The sequence below is a fragment of the Streptococcus sp. 1055 genome (assembly GCF_013276815.1).
Classification (GTDB): Bacteria; Bacillota; Bacilli; order Lactobacillales; family Streptococcaceae; genus Streptococcus; species Streptococcus pseudopneumoniae.
Genome location: NZ_VMLT01000040.1, coordinates 1 through 16495 on the forward strand (window position 1 = coordinate 1; position 16495 = coordinate 16495).

Below are 16495 nucleotides of genomic sequence, written 5' to 3' on the forward strand. Positions count from 1 at the left end.
TCAAACCACGTCAACGTCGCCTTACCGTACTCAAGTACAGCCTGCGGCTAGTTTCCTAGTTTGCTCTTTGATTTTCATTGAGTATGATTAACTCTCAAGTATTCAAAATCAGGATTTTCAACAGTTATTACAAGGAGGCGATTTACTACTTCAAAAACATCAATTATTCTATTTTTCATATTTTTTCAACCCATTATTAGAATGAACTTCTTGGTAAGCAAAATCAAGTTTAGATTTAATGTTTTCGTACAAATCTAAAATCTCTTTTGGAGTATCTTCTCGGAAGAAAAGTTTTCTTTTCCCTGAAATAACTTGATCACTAAGAATCCAATGACGAATTTGTTTTGTAAAAATCAAAATTTCCTGACTTGGTAGTTCCATCATTTCCATTGCTTATCACCTCTCTTTTCATTATAGTTCATACAATGACATTCAGCAATATTATTTCTCAAGTCAGCACTTCCACTTCTTTAGGCTCAACTATCCTATTTTGAGCTTTAAAGAAAATCAAATCTCTCATGCTGATACCTCTCCTCATTAAATTAAATAGTCAAAAAGATTCTATCTCACTCCCTGATTATTACAAAACCATTGAAATATCACAACTAATAGGCTAGAATGGATATAGTAGATGAGTCATTCTACTCAAATCCACGCTAGAAAGGACTGCTATGCCAGACAATCTCGCGCTTCGCATGCGCCCTAAAACCATCGACCAGGTCATCGGTCAGGAGCATCTGGTCGGACCTGGAAAAATCATCCGCCGCATGGTGGAAGCCAACCGCCTGTCCTCCATGATTCTATATGGCCCTCCGGGAATCGGCAAAACCAGTATTGCCTCTGCCATCGCTGGAACGACCAAGTATGCCTTTCGAACTTTCAATGCGACAGTTGATAGTAAAAAGCGACTGCAAGAAATTGCGGAAGAGGCTAAATTCTCTGGTGGTCTCGTCCTATTACTAGACGAGATTCATAGACTAGATAAAACCAAGCAGGACTTCCTCTTGCCTCTCTTGGAAAGCGGACTGGTCATCATGATTGGCGCTACGACTGAAAATCCTTTCTTCTCGGTCACTCCTGCCATCCGTAGCCGAGTTCAAATTTTTGAGTTAGAACCTCTGTCTAACCAAGACGTCAAAGAGGCCCTGCAGATAGCTCTAAGTAACCCTGAGCGTGGTTTTGATTTTCCAGTAGAACTAGATGAGGATGTGCTGGATTTCATCGCAACCTCTACAAACGGAGACCTGCGCTCTACCTTTAACTCGCTGGACCTGGCTATTCTCTCTACCCCTGAGAATGACGAGGGCATTCGCCATATCACCCTTGATATCATGGAAAATAGCCTGCAGCGGAGTTATATTACTATGGACAAAGATGGGGATGGACACTACGATGTCCTCTCATCCCTGCAAAAGTCTATCCGTGGCTCGGATGTGGATGCTAGTCTCCACTATGCTGCCCGCTTGATTGAGGCTGGTGATTTGCCAAGTCTCGCTCGACGCTTGACCGTTATCGCCTATGAAGATATCGGTTTGGCCAACCCTGAAGCCCAGATTCATACCGTGACTGCTCTGGATGCTGCACAAAGGATTGGATTCCCAGAAGCCCGCATTCTCATTGCCAATGTCGTGATTGATTTGGCCCTTTCTCCAAAATCCAACTCAGCCTATGTAGCTATGGATAAGGCACTTGCTGACCTCAAAACATCAGGGCACTTGCCTATTCCGCGACACCTGCGTGATGGGCACTACAGTGGAAGCAAGGAACTTGGCAATGCCCAAGACTATCTCTATCCACACAACTATCCTGGAAATTGGGTCAAGCAAGACTATCTGCCAGAAAAAATTCGTAATCATCACTATTTCCAAGCAGAAGATACTGGTAAATATGAACGGGCCTTGGCTCAAAGAAAGGAAGCTATCGACCGTTTGCGAAAAATCTGAAATCCTTTTCAAAAAATTGCACTTTCCTCTTGATTTTTTTTGAAAAAGTGGTATCATATAAGTATAGAAACGCTGTGGTGTACGACTTCACACTTAAGTGTTGACCGACTATTTTTTGTATTATTAGGGAAACAAAAGTCTTCTAACAGCATGTAGGCCGTCTCACACGGAAACAGCTTCAGTTAGAGCGAGTTGCCCACCTGCTTAATTGCGCGGGTTCAATACAAACCGTGAAGTTTCGGCACCAATACAGCTTTTTTCTTTGCCTCCTTAGCTCAGCTGGCAGAGCAGCGGACTCTTAATCCGTGGGTCACAGGTTCGATCCCTGTAGGGGGCATCTACATACAACAGGAAAAGCCTTGAGTAAAGGCTTTTTTGCTTAAATAAAATTTTTTTCAAATTCTTTAGAAAACTAGCTTAAATCATAATCCAACACCAATTTTACAAATACCATAAACTAAGCTTATATACCCAAAACACAAAAAGTTCTCTTTCCACTATTTTAGAAAGAGAACTTTTTCTTTAGGAGAAATAACTTAATTTTTAATCAATTCGTGATAGCTCAGCTGGCACCGTTAAGTAATAAGTTGCAGTCAAGCTTGCTTCACCTTGATTGACAAAAATCTCGATGGAATTTTTATCTAGAACAACTTCCAATTCTTTAGCTTCAATATCTACATACCGTCGACTAGTGTCCTGTTCTTCTTCACCTAGAATTTTTTGAATAAGATGGCTACGATCAATGTAAACTTGCTGCGCATTACTATCATAACCAAATTCAAGATAATCTATATCATTTCCTAAGTGGTAATGACAATCTTTATCTATTTGGATTTGATATTGGCCTTTTTTAACAGGGAATTGTCTTAGTTTGCCATCTTCCAATCTTAGAATTCTAGGTAAAGTCATGGCACATGCCCATTTGTGTTCTTGGTCATGGGTTGGAAGGGTACGCCCCCATGTCTGCATCCAAGCAATCAGGATACGACGATTTTGATCGTCCAACAATGTTTGAGGCGCATAGAAGTCTTGGCCATGATCAATTTCTTGAACTGATTCTGGGATAAAACATTTTTCTCCCCAATCTACCTTACCCGTGAACAAAAGCGATGAGTTGATGTTATGATATGAGTCTCCCTCACGCTGATAACGCATGGGTGACATAATAAGGCAATCTTTCCCATCTAACTCGAAGTAATCTGGGCATTCCCACATAAACCCTTGGTGTTCTACCCCTTTTAAAAAGATGGATTCGAACTGCCATTCTACTAGGTTATCGGACCCTAGTAGAACGATACAGCCCACATTATCCTTGTGTTTGGCAGCTACTACGGAGTAATAGCGTCCATCTTTTTCAAAGAGTTTTGGATCACGGAAATCAGCAGCAATCAACTCATCTGGCAAGTCTGTTCCTGTTGCAACTGGATTTTGTTCAATCTTTTCAAAATGAATCCCGTCATCTGAAAATGTCATATTTTGCACTTGGCGGACACCGGTTTTTTCTTCGATATGCCCAGTGTACATGAGCCAGAGGCGATCATCCTTGACAATGGCAGAGCCTGAGAAACAACCATTTCGGTCATAATCTTGGTCAGGAGCAAGTGCCACTGGCAAGTGCTCCCAAGTCACCAAGTCCTTACTTTTAGCATGTCCCCAGTGCATAGGTCCCCAAACACTATCATATGGATAGAATTGATAAAAGAGATGGTATTCTCCACGAAAATAGACAAATCCATTTGGATCATTGATCCAACCAATCTCAGCTGAAAAATGTTCTTCAGGCTTATATTGAGTATTAACGAGATGTTTATTTTCTGCTATAAAACGATTGGCTTTTTCTACTGTGTATTTCTTATCTCCCATAATCAACCTCTAGTTTTTGTTTGCTTGGTATTGGTCATAGTATCTTTGTTTAATAGCGAGGTAATCAGAAAGTCCGTATTTTTCAAGTTCTTTCTTGTAATCATCCCACTCAGTATCAATATTGCCATTTACAATCCATTCAGCACGTTTACGGTAGATATAGTCATTCATATCTGCTTCGATATGGGCAATTTTGTCCAAATCTTCCTGTGTCATAAAGACTCTTGGATAGTTATTGTCATTGCTCATGTAAGGAACATAATATTCTTTGATAAGATCCAAACGCCATTTGGCATCATCTGGCATGGTTGTCACTTTACCATAGTATGAATCTAGAATAGCTAGTGGTCCTCCTACTTCAGTCTTTTGACGAAGTTCTGCTGGTGCAGTTCCGTTTAGTGGTAAGTGTTTTAGACTATTTGACGCTTGATCCAATTCAAAGATGTTTTGTTGTTTGTCATCTCCATAAGTTCCCCAGTTATTTTGCACAGATTGGAGTGGAGCGTATTGTGCATCAATCCATTTAGCTGTCAATTCTAGGTTTTTGTTTACACTAGTAATAACCATCTTGTCACGTGCAAATCCCATACCGTTTGTACGAGCTACGTGTTTTTGACCACTTGGTCCAGCAAGTACTGGTAAAACATCATAACTTTCATTACTTCCAGTAACATTACTCTTATCCCATGTAAAGTAAACACCAAATTTCTGATCATGACCTTTAGCAATGTAACTATTCCAATCATGTTCGAAAGCTTCTTTATCAATCAAGCCTTTTTCTTGTAATTGACGGATAAATTTGACACCTTCTTTATAGTTATCATTATCTGCTGTGAAATCAACTTTGCCATCATTTCCTACTACTAAATGATCATCGTTATCCCCTATACCAAATGCAGCAAATAGGAATTTAAAATCTTCGTTTCCGTTACCACTAATAAATGAAAATGGAATTTCATCAGCCTCTCCATTTCCATTTGGATCCCCGTTTTTGAAAGCTTCTAGGACTTTAATCAAATCATCAGTAGTTTTTGGCATTTCAAGACCAAGTTTCTTAAGCCAATCTTTGTTAATCCAAGCCATATCGTTGACGCTGTGAATAGACTCTTTACCATCTCCAAGCTCTTCAATCCATGGGAATGAATAGATGTGTCCGTCAGGTGCTGTCATCAAGGCCTTGTATTCTGGTTTCTCATCCAAAATTTTCTTAAGATTTGGCATATATTTATCAATCAAGTCTTCAACTGGAATGATTACACCTTTCTTAGCCCAGTTCATCAAGTCCACATCTGAAGCTCCGTCGTTGTGGATAGCATCTGGTAGATCACCACTAGAAATATCCAAGTTACGTTTTTCTGCAAAGTCGGATTGGTAGTTGGTCCAGTCAATATGAACTCCTGTTTCCTTTTCCAAACGTTGCAAAATTAACTTTTCATTTGGGTCTTTGGGTGCTAACGGTGAACTGGCTGTCATAAACTTCAATGTTTTCTTTTCTTGAAGCGGGAATGTTACACCTTCCAACTTATAATCTGGACTTGAAGCTGTATTTTTTGAGCTACAGGCTGCAAGTACTGATAAACTAGCTGTCAACAAAACTGCTGATTTTGTGAATGTTTTGAATTTCATGAGAAAACTCCTTTTATTTTTTCTTTTTTTATCCTTTAAGTGAACCAGCCATAATTCCTTTATCAAAGTATTTTTGGAAGAATGGATACATAACAATCAATGGCAAGCTGGAAATGACAATAGTTGCGTATTTAATCAATTCAGCTAAACGTTTCATTTCATTCATAGCCGCTTGTGCTCCAATCATGTCTTGACCTGGTTGGCTCTGAATGAGAATTTTACGAAGTACAAGTTGCAATGGTTCCAAATTTGGATCCTTGATATAAATCATTGCATCAAAGTATGAGTTCCACTGGCCGACAAAAGCATAGAGGAAGAGAACAAACATAATTGGTTTTGCAAGAGGAAGCATGATTTTGAAGAAAATCTGTAAATCATTTGCACCATCAATGACGGCTGCTTCTACCAATTCTTCAGGCAATCCTTGGAAATAGGCCCTAGCAAGAATAATATTCCAAACATTGACAGCACCGGGAACGATGATAGCCCATGGAGTATTGAGCATTCCCAAATCTTTTACCAGCAAGTAAGTTGGGACTAAACCACCACCAAAGAACATGGTCACAATCAAGAAGTAGTTAATCCAACGGCGCCCTACCAAGTCTTTCTTAGAAAGAGGATAAGCTGTAAACACAGATAGCAAGACTGTTAAAGCCGCAAAGCCAAAAGAGTATAGTAGAGAATTGATAAAACCTCTTAGAATAGATTGGTCACTGAATACACGCTGGTAACCTTCTACCGTCCAATCGGCTGGATTAAAGCTAATCCCTCTACTAACCAGAACCTTAGGATCCATAAAGGATGCTACGACGATATAAAGTAAAGGAAGTAAGGTTATCAAAACGATAAAGACAATAATGATTTTATTTAAGAGTAAGATACGTCTATCAAATTTTGTATCCATAATCGAATTTTTCATACTTTCCTCCTTAAATTCCTTCACCATTATTCATGCGTTTAACGATTTGGTTAACCGCGACTAGCAATACTACGTTAATCACTGCATTAAATAAACCAACCGCTGTTGAGTAAGAATAGTCTCCTGATACAAGACCAACTTTATAGACATATGTAGAGATAATTTCAGAAGTTGGCAAGTTCAACGATGTCTGCATCAGGAATGCTTTTTCATATCCGACATTCATGATTCCACCTGCAGCTAAAACAAATTGGATAACCATAATAGGCTTAAGAGCTGGAATATCGATGTGCCAGATTCGTTGGAAGATATTGGCTCCATCCAGTCGTGCTGCTTCTACTAAGGCTGGATCTACATTTACCAATGTTGCCGTGTAGAGCGTTGAAGCCCAGCCCATTCCTTGCCAGATACCACTAAAGATGTATAAAGGTCTAAAGAAGTCTGGATTTGTCAAGAAGTCAGCCTTCATTCCAAACATAGAGAGAAAATTGTTAATTGGTCCTCCCACTGAAAAGAAAAGGAAAATCATACCAACGATAACAACGACTGAGATAAAGTTTGGTGCGTATAAAATGAGCTGAATTCGTTTTTTGACTTTTTCACTCAAGAGTTGATTGAGCATAATAGCAAGAATGATTGGTGGTAAAAAGCCAAGCAATAAACCATAGATACTTAATTTTAAAGTATTGGCTAACAAGATACCAAAGTTGGGAGAGGATATGAATTTTGTAAACTCAGAAAAACCAATCCAATCACTCCCTAAAATTCCTTTTAAGGGATTATAATCTTTAAATGCGATTAAAACCCCATACATAGGGATGTATTTAAATATAAAGGTTAAAACTAAACCAGGGACAGTCATCAATAACAAGAGTTTTTGTTTCTTGATTCTTTCCCAAAGAGAAACTTGCTTCGCTTTGCTATTCATAGCAACCTCCTTTTTTGAAACGTTTCATTTTTTGTTTTAAAAAGATAACGCTTGGCGCTGTCTATTTATTTTATTTTTGAAACGTTTCATTTTTGTTCTAAAAAATAAATCTTTTTTATCTGAATTCATTCTATCATTGATAGCGCTTTCTGTCAAGACTTATTTTCATTTTTTGTTGTTTTTCCTTCAACAAATTTTACTGGTAGGATTGTCTGCAAATTAACAGCCTTTCCTTCTATGATATCAAATAGGATTCGTACAGCTTCTCTAGCCATTTCCTCCAGGGGTTGCTCAATTGTTGAAAGTAGATAATCTCTATCTCCAGCCATTTTAATTCCATCGTATCCAATAATTTGGACATCATGAGGAATATGTTTGCCATTTTTTTCTAGTATATCAATAACATCTAAAGCTGTAAAGTCGTTAATTGTAAAAATTCCATCTATAGAAGGATTTTCTTCCAAGAAACTCTCTAGTTTCCCATAATAGTCAGTAACTGTCTCATCCAAATCAAAAATACTAAGAGGTATTTTATGCTCTTGGACATACTTTTCAAATGAAATTCTACGACGTTTGGTTTCATTAATGGTTGTATTATGTCCGCCCACAAAGGCTAAATGCTGACATCCTTTACTAATTAATTGTTTAGCTGCTTCTCTTCCACCTGCATCATTATCTGATGAAACACAAGGAATGGCAATATCTGAGTATGTGCGGTCAATACTAACAAAGGGAATTCCTGACGTCAAGTAATGTTCAATTGGACTATAGGTAATGGCAACCACTCCATCAACTTTATTATGACGCAACATCTCCAGATAGTCTTGCTCTCTATTTGTACCATTGATAGAACATAAGAGTAATTTGTTATTTCTCTTATAGACTTCATTTTCCACATGCATAGCAAATTCTGAAAAGAAGGGATGCCAGATACTTGGTACAATGATTGCAATCGTTTCTGTTCGATTTTTTTTCATTCCTCTAGCGTAGTAATCTGGAATGTAATTCAAGGTTTTAATTGCTTGTTCCACTTTTTTCAAAGTTATTTCTTTAATGCCTTTTTCTTTATTAATCACACGTGAAACTGTTCCAACACTAACTCCTGCTTCTAAAGCAACATCTTTCATGGTAATTGATTTTCTTTGTTCTACCATCTTATCACCTCCTTTCAATATATAGTATCATGCAAACGCTTTTTTAGCAACTATTTCTCAATCATTTTTGTCCAGACCCTTTTTCCCATCATGAATAAAATCACTCCAATTAGCTTTTGAAAATACTTCAATTTTCATGTGTAAACATCTACATAAAACAGGAAAAGACTTTGTCTGCTTCTATCTCCCCTTCTTCATAATATATTTTCGTATAGGTTCTTCAACCATTTGAACGATTTCAAATCCTTCTTTTTGGTAGAGGTTCTGAGCTCTTTGATTTGCCTCGTAGACATTTAGAGAGACACTATCTATGTCTCCATTTTCAAAGGCCAAACTAACAAATTTCCTTAAAGCCTGGCTACCTAAGCCCTGCCCCTGTTTCTGGGGATTGATAAAAAATCTTCCAATATGAAGATTACTATCTTCTAGTCTGATTTTCTGGATTAGCCCGACAAACTCGTGTCCATCAAAGATTGAAAAGATTCCTTCCAACTCTTGCAAAACTTGAATTGTCAATGGAAAAGGAATCCTTGGTCCCATCCATTGTTCTTGAAATGATTTGCCTAGGGAGTTGGACCATTGGCATACGAGCTGAGCGTTTTCTGTGCTCACCTTTTCTTCAAAACGAATTGTCATCTTTTCCTCACCATCTTATCTATGTTTCTCCATTATACTACTTCTCCTATTTTTTACGAATAGATAAGTATGATTGATTTTTATTTTTTTCTTGTCGGGAGCATTCTCGCTTCCTTTCTTGGTTTGGTCATTGACCGTTTTCCAGAGCAATCTATTATCCAACCTGCTAGTCACTGCGATTCCTGTCAGACTCGCTTGCGTCCCTTAGATTTGATTCCGATTCTCTCGCAGGTCTTCAATCGCTTTCGCTGTCGCTACTGCAAGGCTCGCTATCCTGTCTGGTATGCCCTCTTTGAACTAGGTTTAGGACTCCTATTTCTGACTTGGTCTTGGGAATTACTTTCCTTGGGCCAAGTCGTCCTCATAACTGCTGGTTTGACCTTAGGCATCTACGACTTTCGCCATCAGGAATATCCCTTACTAGTTTGGATGATTTTCCACATAATCCTAATGGTCTGCTCTGGCTGGAATCTGGTCATGATTTTCTTCCTTGTTCTTGGAATTTTGGCTCATTTTATCGATATTCGCATGGGCGCAGGGGATTTTCTCTTTTTGGCTTCTTGCGCTCTCGTCTTTAGTGCGACAGAATTACTCATCTTGATTCAGTTTGCTTCTGCGGCGGGGATTCTAGCTTTTCTCCTGCAAAAGAAAAAGGAAAGACTTCCTTTTGTGCCTTTCCTCTTACTTGCTGCTTGTGTGATTATTTTTGGTAAGCTACTGCTTGTTTGATAAAGTCCTGAATCGGCTCTCCTTGGTGGAGGGCTTTTACAATTTTCGAACCGACAATAACACCATCCGATACCGCATTGAAGCGTTCTACATCAGCTTGACTAGATACGCCAAATCCTGTCAAGACTGGGATATCGGCCACTTGATGAAGTTGTGCCAAGTGCTTGTCCAAATCTGCGCGGTAATTGCCTGATTTCCCTGTCACCCCATTGATGGCAACCGCATAGACGAATCCTTCTGCCCCATCAATCAACTCTTTCTGACGCTCAAGCCCTGTCGTCAAACTAACTAGAGGAATCAAGGCGATGTCTGTATCTGCCAAAAATGGTTCTACAAAGTTGGCATGCTCATGAGGCAGGTCTGGGATAATCAAGCCCTTCACAGCTGTATCAGCCAGATCTTTGACAAAATTCTCCACACCGTACTGAAAGAGGGGGTTGAAGTAGGTCATGATGACCAGTGGAACCTCTGTTTCAATTGTTTTCAAGGTTTCAACCAAAGCCTGGGTAGAGGTCCCGTGGGCTAAACTGCGCAGGCCAGCTTCTTCGATAACAGGTCCATCTGCAACAGGATCTGAAAAGGGAATGCCCACTTCAATTGCAGAGACACCTAAATCTTCTAAAAAGTGAATTGTTTCCCCAAGTCCATCCAAACCTTTCTCATGGTCTCCAGCCATGATATAGGGAACGAAAATTCCTTTTCCAGCTGCTTTTATAGCGTTTAATTTTTCTGTTAGTGTCTTAGGCATGAGCTTCTCCCTTCTTTGCTGCATCTGCTTCCAAGCGGTCCTTGACTTGAACCACATCCTTGTCCCCACGACCTGATAGACAGACAATCATAGACTTGTCTGGTCCAAGTTCTTTGGCCAATTTCACCGCAAAGGCGATAGCATGACTCGATTCCAAGGCTGGGATAATCCCTTCCACACGAGACAAGAGTTGGAATCCTTCCAAGGCTTCTTCGTCTGTTACAGGGACATAGCTGGCACGTTTAATATCGTGGTAGTGAGAATGCTCTGGACCGATACCAGGATAGTCCAAACCTGCTGAGATAGAGAAGGCTTCAAGAATTTGACCATGGGCATCTTGGAGCACATCCATGAGGGAACCGTGAAGGACACCTGGACGACCCTTGGTCAAGGTAGCTGCGTGGTGCTCTGTATCCACACCAAGTCCAGCCGCTTCAGCTCCATACATAGCTACAGACTCATCTTCTACAAAGGGATGGAAGAGCCCAATAGCATTAGATCCACCACCAACACAGGCTACTAGGGCATCGGGCAGATTTTGACCTGTCATATCGCGATACTGTTGTTTAGCTTCGCGACCGATGACACTTTGGAAGTCACGAACGATTTCTGGAAATGGATGAGGCCCCAAGGCAGAACCAAGGATATAGTGGGTATCGTCGATATTAGCCACCCATGAACGAAGGGCTGCATTGACCGCATCCTTGAGCACGCGCGAACCATCTGTTACAGCCTCGACCTTGGCTCCCAAAAGCTCCATGCGGAAGACATTGAGGGCTTGGCGTTTGACATCTTCCTCACCCATGTAGATGGTACATTCCATGTTAAAGAGGGCCGCAGCAGTTGCAGTTGCCACACCGTGCTGACCAGCACCCGTTTCTGCGATAATTTTCTTTTTACCCATGCGTTTGGCAAGCCAAACTTGTCCTAAGGCATTGTTAATCTTGTGGGCTCCTGTATGGTTAAGGTCTTCCCGTTTGAGATAAATCTTGGCTCCGCCGATATGCTGGGTCAAGTTTTTTGCGTAATAAAGAGGAGTTTCACGTCCTACGTACTGGCGCAAAAGCTGGTTTAATTCCTCTTGGAAACTTGGGTCTGCCTGACTTTCACGGTAGGCCTTCTCCAACTCCAAAACTGCTGTCATCAATATTTCTGGGACAAAACGTCCGCCGAATTTTCCGTAAAATCCATCTTTATTTGGTTCCTGATATGCCATGCTTTACCCTCTCTATAAATCTTCTAATCTTTTCATGATCTTTTTGTCCATCTGTCTCCACTCCGCTTGATACATCTACTGCATAGGGAGTAAAGTGTTGAATTGCTTTTACTACATTGTCTTCATTAAGCCCACCTGCGATAAAGAAAGACTGAGTTAATCCAGTCGTATCCAGTTGAGCCCAGTCAAAGGTCTGGCCACTTCCTGCCACAGGGGCATCAAAGAGTAGATAATCTGCCTGAGAATTGGGGACATGCCCATTTCCATCTACCTGCACAGCCTGAATACTGGCACAAGGCAAATTCTCAAATAAATCATCTGCCACCTGACCGTGAACTTGAACCAAGTCCAAGCCAACTTTGTCAATCGCTTCTAGCAGTTCTGCCCGACTTGGTGAAACAAATACACCAACCTTTTTCACATCCGCAGGAATAAGCTTTGCCAGCACAGCTGCCTCTTCTAAAGTCACCTGTCTTTTACTAGGTGCAAAGACAAAACCGATATAATCGGCTCCTGCTGAAACGGCTGTTTCCACCGCTTCTTTGGTCGATAGTCCACAAATTTTAACCTTTGTCAATCTGCAACTCCTTGGTTCTCTGGGCTACATCTTCTGCCTGCATGAGAGCTGTCCCTACTAAAATTCCGTTAAAGTATGGCGCTAGTCGTTCCGCATCCTGCCCTGTGAAAATAGCAGATTCAGAAATGTAATAACGTCCTTCCTTAAAGTGTTGGGACAAGTCTACACTGGTCTGCAAGTCGACTTCAAAGGTAGTCAAATTGCGATTATTGACCCCGATAATCTGGGCACCAAGTCTGTGAGCCACTTCTAGTTCAGCTAGATTGTGGGTTTCCACTAAGACTTCCAGACCAAGTTCCGTCGCGTAGTCATAAAGTTCCTTAAGACGTTCTTCTGACAAGGCTGCCACAATGAGCAAGATGACTGTCGCACCTGCATTGCGAGCGCGGATGATTTGCTTTTCATCGATGATAAAGTCCTTGTTGAGCGTCGGAATGTTTACCTGACTGGAAATCTCCCTTAGATAATCCAAATGACCTTTAAAGAAAACCTCATCTGTCAAAACAGAAATCATCACTGCACCATTTGCTTCATAAGTCTGGGCCTGTTGCACAATATCCACATCGAGATTGATATCTCCCAAACTAGGGCTAGCTTTCTTGACCTCAGCGATTACCTGCAAGCGGTCCTGATGATTCGTCAAAAATTCTGCCAAGCGATAGGTCTGGCGCAGAGGCTGGATTTGCTCCAGCTTCATCTGCTCCACCTCACGCGCCTTCTGCTCTAAGATTCGTGCTAAAAATTCCTGACTCATTTTTGGTACTCCTGTAACAGTCTGAGTTTTTCAAGGGCCTTGCCTCTAGCAATCACTTGACGGGCCAAGGCAACTCCTTCCTTGATGCTATCAATCTTACCATTAGCATAGAAACCAAGACCAGCATTCAAGACTGTCGTTTCCAAGAATGGACTTGCTTCGTTTTTCAGAACGCTGAGCAAAATTTCTGCATTTTCCTGAGCATTCCCACCACGAATATCTTCCATAGCATAGCCTTCCATTCCCAAATCCTCTGGAGTAAAGCTTGACAAGCTGATTTCGCCATTTTCAAGAAGTGCAATCTTGGTTGTTCCGTTCAAGCCAGCTTCATCCAACCCTTCTGGTCCAGCAACCACGATGGCACGTTTGCGACCCATATTTTTCAAAACCTGAGCTGTACTTTCTAGGAGTTCTGGACGACTAATTCCAAGAAGCTGTGTTTCTAAAGCCATTGGATGAATCAGTGGACCAGTCAAATTCATAATCGTTGGAATTCCCAATTCCAAACGAGCTGGCATGATGTATTTCATAGCTGGGTGCATATTTTTAGCGAAGAGAAAGACGATTCCAGTTTTATCAAAGACCTTACCTAGTTCAGCTGGTTTGAGGTCAAGATTGATTCCCAAGGCTTCGAGGACATCTGCGGAGCCAGATTTAGAAGAAATCGAGCGGTTACCATGCTTGGCCATGTGAATACCGCCACCAGCCAAGACAAAGGCTGCAGTTGTGGAAATATTAAAACTGAAAGACTTGTCCCCACCTGTACCACAGTTGTCCATGGCATCATGAATCTCAGTTGGAATATGCTGGGCATGTCCTCTCATGACTTGGGCAATGGCTGTGCGTTCTTCAGGTGTTTCCCCCTTCATCTTAAGAGCTAAGAGGAGAGAAGCAATCTGCGCTTCAGTTACACGCCCAGTTACGATACGCTCAATGACATCCATCATTTCCACACCTGATAAATTTTCAAATTTTGCTAGTTTTTCAATAATCTCTTTCATCCTAGTTTCCTCACTTTACAACCTTCTCGATAAAATTCCGAATAGAAGACAAGCCGTCTGGCGTTCCAATGCTCTCTGGATGGTACTGGAAGCCATAAATCGGTAGGTTTTTATGTTGAATCCCCATGATGGCTTGGTCATCAGTCGAACGAGCTGTCACTTCAAAGTCTTCTGGCATTTCCTCAATCAAAATACTGTGATAACGCATGACCGCACGGCCATCCTCAATACCTTGATACAAAACAGATGGCGCTTCAAAGCTGATATGGCTCTGTTTCCCATGCATGACTTTTGGAGCCAAACCTAACTTACCACCAAAGACTTCTGCAATGGCTTGGTGGCCCAAACAAATCCCAAGAATCGGCTTCTTGCCAGCAAAATCACGAATCATGTCTTCCATCTTTCCAGCATCAACTGGCCAACCAGGACCAGGAGAAAAGACCAGACCATCTGCTTTTTCAGCTTCTTCATACAGCTTGGAATCATCATTTCTCAAAACCTGAACTTCTGCAAAATTCCCAATGTATTGGGCCAAGTTATAGGTAAAAGAATCATAGTTGTCAATCAATAAAATCATGGTCTTAGTTCTCCAATTCTAGTCATAGATTTAGCCTTGTTAATGGTTTCTTGGTATTCGTTTTGGGCAATGGAGTCGTAGACAATCCCTGCCCCAGCCTGAACATAGGCTGTTTGATTTTTGAGAATCATCGTTCGGATGGCAATGGCCAAATCCATATCACCCGTCGCAGACAAGTAGCCGATTGCTCCTGCATATACGCCCCGTTTTTCCGTTTCCAGTTCATAGATGCGTCTCATAGCTCGAATTTTTGGTGCTCCAGAAACTGTTCCAGCAGGAAGTGTTGCTTTCAAAGCATCCATAGCAGTGAGTTCTGGAAGCAAACGCCCCTTGACCACACTGGTCAAATGCATGACATAACGGAAAAGCTCCACTTCCATATACTTGGTGACTTGGACACTATCCGTCTCAGAGATGCGGCCAATATCATTTCGTCCCAGGTCTACTAACATTCGATGCTCTGCTGTTTCCTTCTCATCCGAAAGCAGGTCTGTCGCCAAAGCCTTGTCTTCTTCATCCGTAGCTCCTCTTGGTCGTGTCCCTGCAATCGGATTGGTTGTTACGATGCCATTTTTGACAGAAACCAAACTTTCTGGACTGGCACCGATGATTTGATAATCCCCAAAATCATAGAAATAAAGATAATTAGAAGGATTAGTCACGCGGAGATTTCTGTAGAAGTCAAATGGATTTCCAGTCACTTCTGCTGAGAAACGCTGGCTGAGTACGCATTGGAACATATCTCCGTTACGAATCAAGTCACGAGCAATTTCCACCATTTCCTCAAACTTCTGAGGAGCAATATGGGGTTTGAAGTCTAACGGAGATAAATCCAAGTCTTCAAATTCATTTGGAGCAGGAATGCGTAATTCCTCAAGCACTTGGTTCAAGGATTTTTCCAAGGCCTCTTGACTACGCTCACTATAAAGAGCATCCTCGATGACATGGATTTTTTCCTTCTTGTGGTCAAAGACCATGTAACTCTCATAGATGAAGAAATGCATATCTGGCGTTCCAATTGTATCTTCAGGAATTTGACCAATTTCTTCATAAAGCGAAATCATATCGTAGCCAACAAATCCAATGGCTCCCCCACCAAAAGGGAGATCTGAATGGTGTTGGCTCTTATGAGTCACTTCATAAAGGAAATCCAAGGGATCCCGATCAATCACCTGCCCATTTTGATAAAGAACTCCATTTTCAAACTTAATCTCAAAAACTGGATTATAGGCTAGAATAGAAAAACGAGCTGTTTCTTTGTCTCTCGGAATACTTTCTAGAATAACCTTGTGTTGCCCCTTTAGGCGCATATAAGCCAAGATTGGTGATAAGACATCTCCATGAATGATTCGTTCCATTGTAATTTCCCTTTCAGTTCTAATTCTAGTTCGTAGCGACTGTATGAAAAATCCCCACGCAAAATAACTTGCGTGAGGACGAAATTCGCGGTGCCACCTCAATTATAGGATTTCTCCTATCTCTCATTCCTGTCTCAGATATCTCCTGTAACAGGCTGTGCGATAAAGGGCACTCCCTTGAGAATGATGTTTTCTTCTCTCGTTTCAGATGAACCCAACTTTACAGCTTTCTCTGCTTGTTTTCAGCAACCACAAGCTCTCTGTGAGAGAAAAGACTGTAATTTTTCCATCTATTATTTTTTAGCTTCTAGTAATCTGCAATCGCAGCTAGGTCCTTGCCTCCACGACCAGAGACATTGATGAAGAGATGTTCATCTCGGTACACCTTTATACTCTTCGAAAATCTCTTCAAACCGCGTCAACTTCACCTTGCCGTAGGTATGGTTACTGACTTCGTCAGTTCTAT

The 16495-nt window shown here is 41.1% G+C and carries 16 protein-coding genes and 1 tRNA gene; 3 read left to right on the forward strand and 14 right to left on the reverse strand.

The features are described from left to right. Positions 1 to 168: 168 nt before the first annotated feature. Positions 169 to 390: a hypothetical protein gene (locus HT699_RS03965; RefSeq protein ID WP_000425689.1), complete on the reverse strand. Its 222-nt coding sequence runs from the start codon at positions 388 to 390 to the stop codon at positions 169 to 171. 281 nt (positions 391 to 671) lie between these two features. Here HT699_RS03965 and HT699_RS03970 point away from each other — a divergent pair, with 281 nt between their 5' ends. Continuing rightward, positions 672 to 1943: a replication-associated recombination protein A gene (locus HT699_RS03970; protein WP_172934111.1), complete on the forward strand. Its 1272-nt coding sequence runs from the start codon at positions 672 to 674 to the stop codon at positions 1941 to 1943. Positions 1944 to 2207: 264 nt separating this feature from the next. Next, positions 2208 to 2280 (forward strand) — tRNA-Lys (locus HT699_RS03975). 206 nt (positions 2281 to 2486) lie between these two features. On the opposite strand, the gene HT699_RS03980 is transcribed toward HT699_RS03975, so the two are convergent. From HT699_RS03980 to HT699_RS04005, 6 genes are all read right to left on the reverse strand, one after another. Further along, on the reverse strand, positions 2487 to 3806 hold the full coding sequence (locus tag HT699_RS03980) for a glycoside hydrolase family 32 protein (RefSeq protein WP_172934112.1): 1320 nt from the start codon (positions 3804 to 3806) through the stop codon (positions 2487 to 2489). 9 nt (positions 3807 to 3815) lie between these two features. Then, positions 3816 to 5432, reverse strand: coding sequence for an ABC transporter substrate-binding protein (locus tag HT699_RS03985; protein ID WP_138701964.1), 1617 nt, complete (start codon positions 5430 to 5432; stop codon positions 3816 to 3818). A gap of 28 nt (positions 5433 to 5460) precedes the next feature. Continuing rightward, positions 5461 to 6351: a carbohydrate ABC transporter permease gene (locus HT699_RS03990; RefSeq protein WP_000797956.1), complete on the reverse strand. Its 891-nt coding sequence runs from the start codon at positions 6349 to 6351 to the stop codon at positions 5461 to 5463. Between the two features lie 10 nt (positions 6352 to 6361). Beyond that, on the reverse strand, positions 6362 to 7279 hold the full coding sequence (locus tag HT699_RS03995) for a sugar ABC transporter permease (RefSeq protein WP_001084979.1): 918 nt from the start codon (positions 7277 to 7279) through the stop codon (positions 6362 to 6364). A gap of 152 nt (positions 7280 to 7431) precedes the next feature. Next, positions 7432 to 8433: a LacI family DNA-binding transcriptional regulator gene (locus HT699_RS04000; RefSeq protein WP_172934113.1), complete on the reverse strand. Its 1002-nt coding sequence runs from the start codon at positions 8431 to 8433 to the stop codon at positions 7432 to 7434. A gap of 180 nt (positions 8434 to 8613) precedes the next feature. Continuing rightward, entirely contained in the window at positions 8614 to 9069 is a 456-nt protein-coding gene (locus HT699_RS04005) for a GNAT family N-acetyltransferase (protein WP_172934114.1), read from the reverse strand. Positions 9070 to 9138: 69 nt separating this feature from the next. On the opposite strand from HT699_RS04005, the gene HT699_RS04010 reads away from it, so the two are divergent. Continuing rightward, on the forward strand, positions 9139 to 9798 hold the full coding sequence (locus HT699_RS04010) for an A24 family peptidase (protein WP_172934115.1): 660 nt from the start codon (positions 9139 to 9141) through the stop codon (positions 9796 to 9798). On the opposite strand, the gene trpA is transcribed toward HT699_RS04010, so the two are convergent. Genes trpA through trpE form a run of 7 tightly spaced genes read right to left on the reverse strand, consistent with a single transcriptional unit; the run spans position 9770 to position 16029 of the window. Beyond that, the gene (gene trpA, locus HT699_RS04015; protein ID WP_001127013.1) at positions 9770 to 10546 is read right to left on the reverse strand and encodes a tryptophan synthase subunit alpha; all 777 of its coding nucleotides are present in this window, start codon (positions 10544 to 10546) and stop codon (positions 9770 to 9772) included. The two genes, HT699_RS04010 and trpA, sit on opposite strands and share 29 nt — an antisense overlap. Next, the gene (gene trpB / locus HT699_RS04020) at positions 10539 to 11762 is read right to left on the reverse strand and encodes a tryptophan synthase subunit beta (RefSeq protein WP_023940760.1); all 1224 of its coding nucleotides are present in this window, start codon (positions 11760 to 11762) and stop codon (positions 10539 to 10541) included. The genes trpA and trpB overlap by 8 nt, the downstream gene beginning before the upstream one ends. After that, entirely contained in the window at positions 11740 to 12339 is a 600-nt protein-coding gene (locus tag HT699_RS04025; protein ID WP_000169908.1) for a phosphoribosylanthranilate isomerase, read from the reverse strand. Before HT699_RS04025 ends, trpB begins: the two co-directional genes overlap by 23 nt. Further along, complete coding sequence (gene trpC / locus HT699_RS04030) at positions 12326 to 13093, reverse strand: indole-3-glycerol phosphate synthase TrpC (RefSeq protein WP_172934116.1); 768 nt, start codon at positions 13091 to 13093, stop codon at positions 12326 to 12328. The genes HT699_RS04025 and trpC overlap by 14 nt, the downstream gene beginning before the upstream one ends. Then, the gene (gene trpD / locus HT699_RS04035; RefSeq protein ID WP_050207425.1) at positions 13090 to 14094 is read right to left on the reverse strand and encodes an anthranilate phosphoribosyltransferase; all 1005 of its coding nucleotides are present in this window, start codon (positions 14092 to 14094) and stop codon (positions 13090 to 13092) included. Before trpD ends, trpC begins: the two co-directional genes overlap by 4 nt. Positions 14095 to 14104: 10 nt before the next feature. Next, complete coding sequence (locus HT699_RS04040) at positions 14105 to 14671, reverse strand: aminodeoxychorismate/anthranilate synthase component II (protein WP_000601923.1); 567 nt, start codon at positions 14669 to 14671, stop codon at positions 14105 to 14107. Beyond that, positions 14668 to 16029, reverse strand: coding sequence for an anthranilate synthase component I (gene trpE / locus HT699_RS04045; protein WP_172934117.1), 1362 nt, complete (start codon positions 16027 to 16029; stop codon positions 14668 to 14670). Before trpE ends, HT699_RS04040 begins: the two co-directional genes overlap by 4 nt. Positions 16030 to 16495: the final 466 nt, after the last annotated feature.

Excerpts from the sequence above, each read along its gene's own strand:
- HT699_RS03965 (WP_000425689.1), bottom strand. The coding sequence starts at position 390 with ATGGAAATGATGGAACTACCAAGTCAGGAAATTTTGATTTTTACAAAA.
- HT699_RS03970 (WP_172934111.1), top strand. The coding sequence starts at position 672 with ATGCCAGACAATCTCGCGCTTCGCATGCGCCCTAAAACCATCGACCAG.
- HT699_RS03980 (WP_172934112.1), bottom strand. The coding sequence starts at position 3,806 with ATGGGAGATAAGAAATACACAGTAGAAAAAGCCAATCGTTTTATAGCA.
- HT699_RS03985 (WP_138701964.1), bottom strand. The coding sequence starts at position 5,432 with ATGAAATTCAAAACATTCACAAAATCAGCAGTTTTGTTGACAGCTAGT.
- HT699_RS03990 (WP_000797956.1), bottom strand. The coding sequence starts at position 6,351 with ATGAAAAATTCGATTATGGATACAAAATTTGATAGACGTATCTTACTC.
- HT699_RS03995 (WP_001084979.1), bottom strand. The coding sequence starts at position 7,279 with ATGAATAGCAAAGCGAAGCAAGTTTCTCTTTGGGAAAGAATCAAGAAA.
- HT699_RS04000 (WP_172934113.1), bottom strand. The coding sequence starts at position 8,433 with ATGGTAGAACAAAGAAAATCAATTACCATGAAAGATGTTGCTTTAGAA.
- HT699_RS04005 (WP_172934114.1), bottom strand. The coding sequence starts at position 9,069 with ATGACAATTCGTTTTGAAGAAAAGGTGAGCACAGAAAACGCTCAGCTC.
- HT699_RS04010 (WP_172934115.1), top strand. The coding sequence starts at position 9,139 with ATGATTGATTTTTATTTTTTTCTTGTCGGGAGCATTCTCGCTTCCTTT.
- trpA (WP_001127013.1), bottom strand. The coding sequence starts at position 10,546 with ATGCCTAAGACACTAACAGAAAAATTAAACGCTATAAAAGCAGCTGGA.
- trpB (WP_023940760.1), bottom strand. The coding sequence starts at position 11,762 with ATGGCATATCAGGAACCAAATAAAGATGGATTTTACGGAAAATTCGGC.
- trpC (WP_172934116.1), bottom strand. The coding sequence starts at position 13,093 with ATGAGTCAGGAATTTTTAGCACGAATCTTAGAGCAGAAGGCGCGTGAG.
- trpD (WP_050207425.1), bottom strand. The coding sequence starts at position 14,094 with ATGAAAGAGATTATTGAAAAACTAGCAAAATTTGAAAATTTATCAGGT.
- HT699_RS04040 (WP_000601923.1), bottom strand. The coding sequence starts at position 14,671 with ATGATTTTATTGATTGACAACTATGATTCTTTTACCTATAACTTGGCC.
- trpE (WP_172934117.1), bottom strand. The coding sequence starts at position 16,029 with ATGGAACGAATCATTCATGGAGATGTCTTATCACCAATCTTGGCTTAT.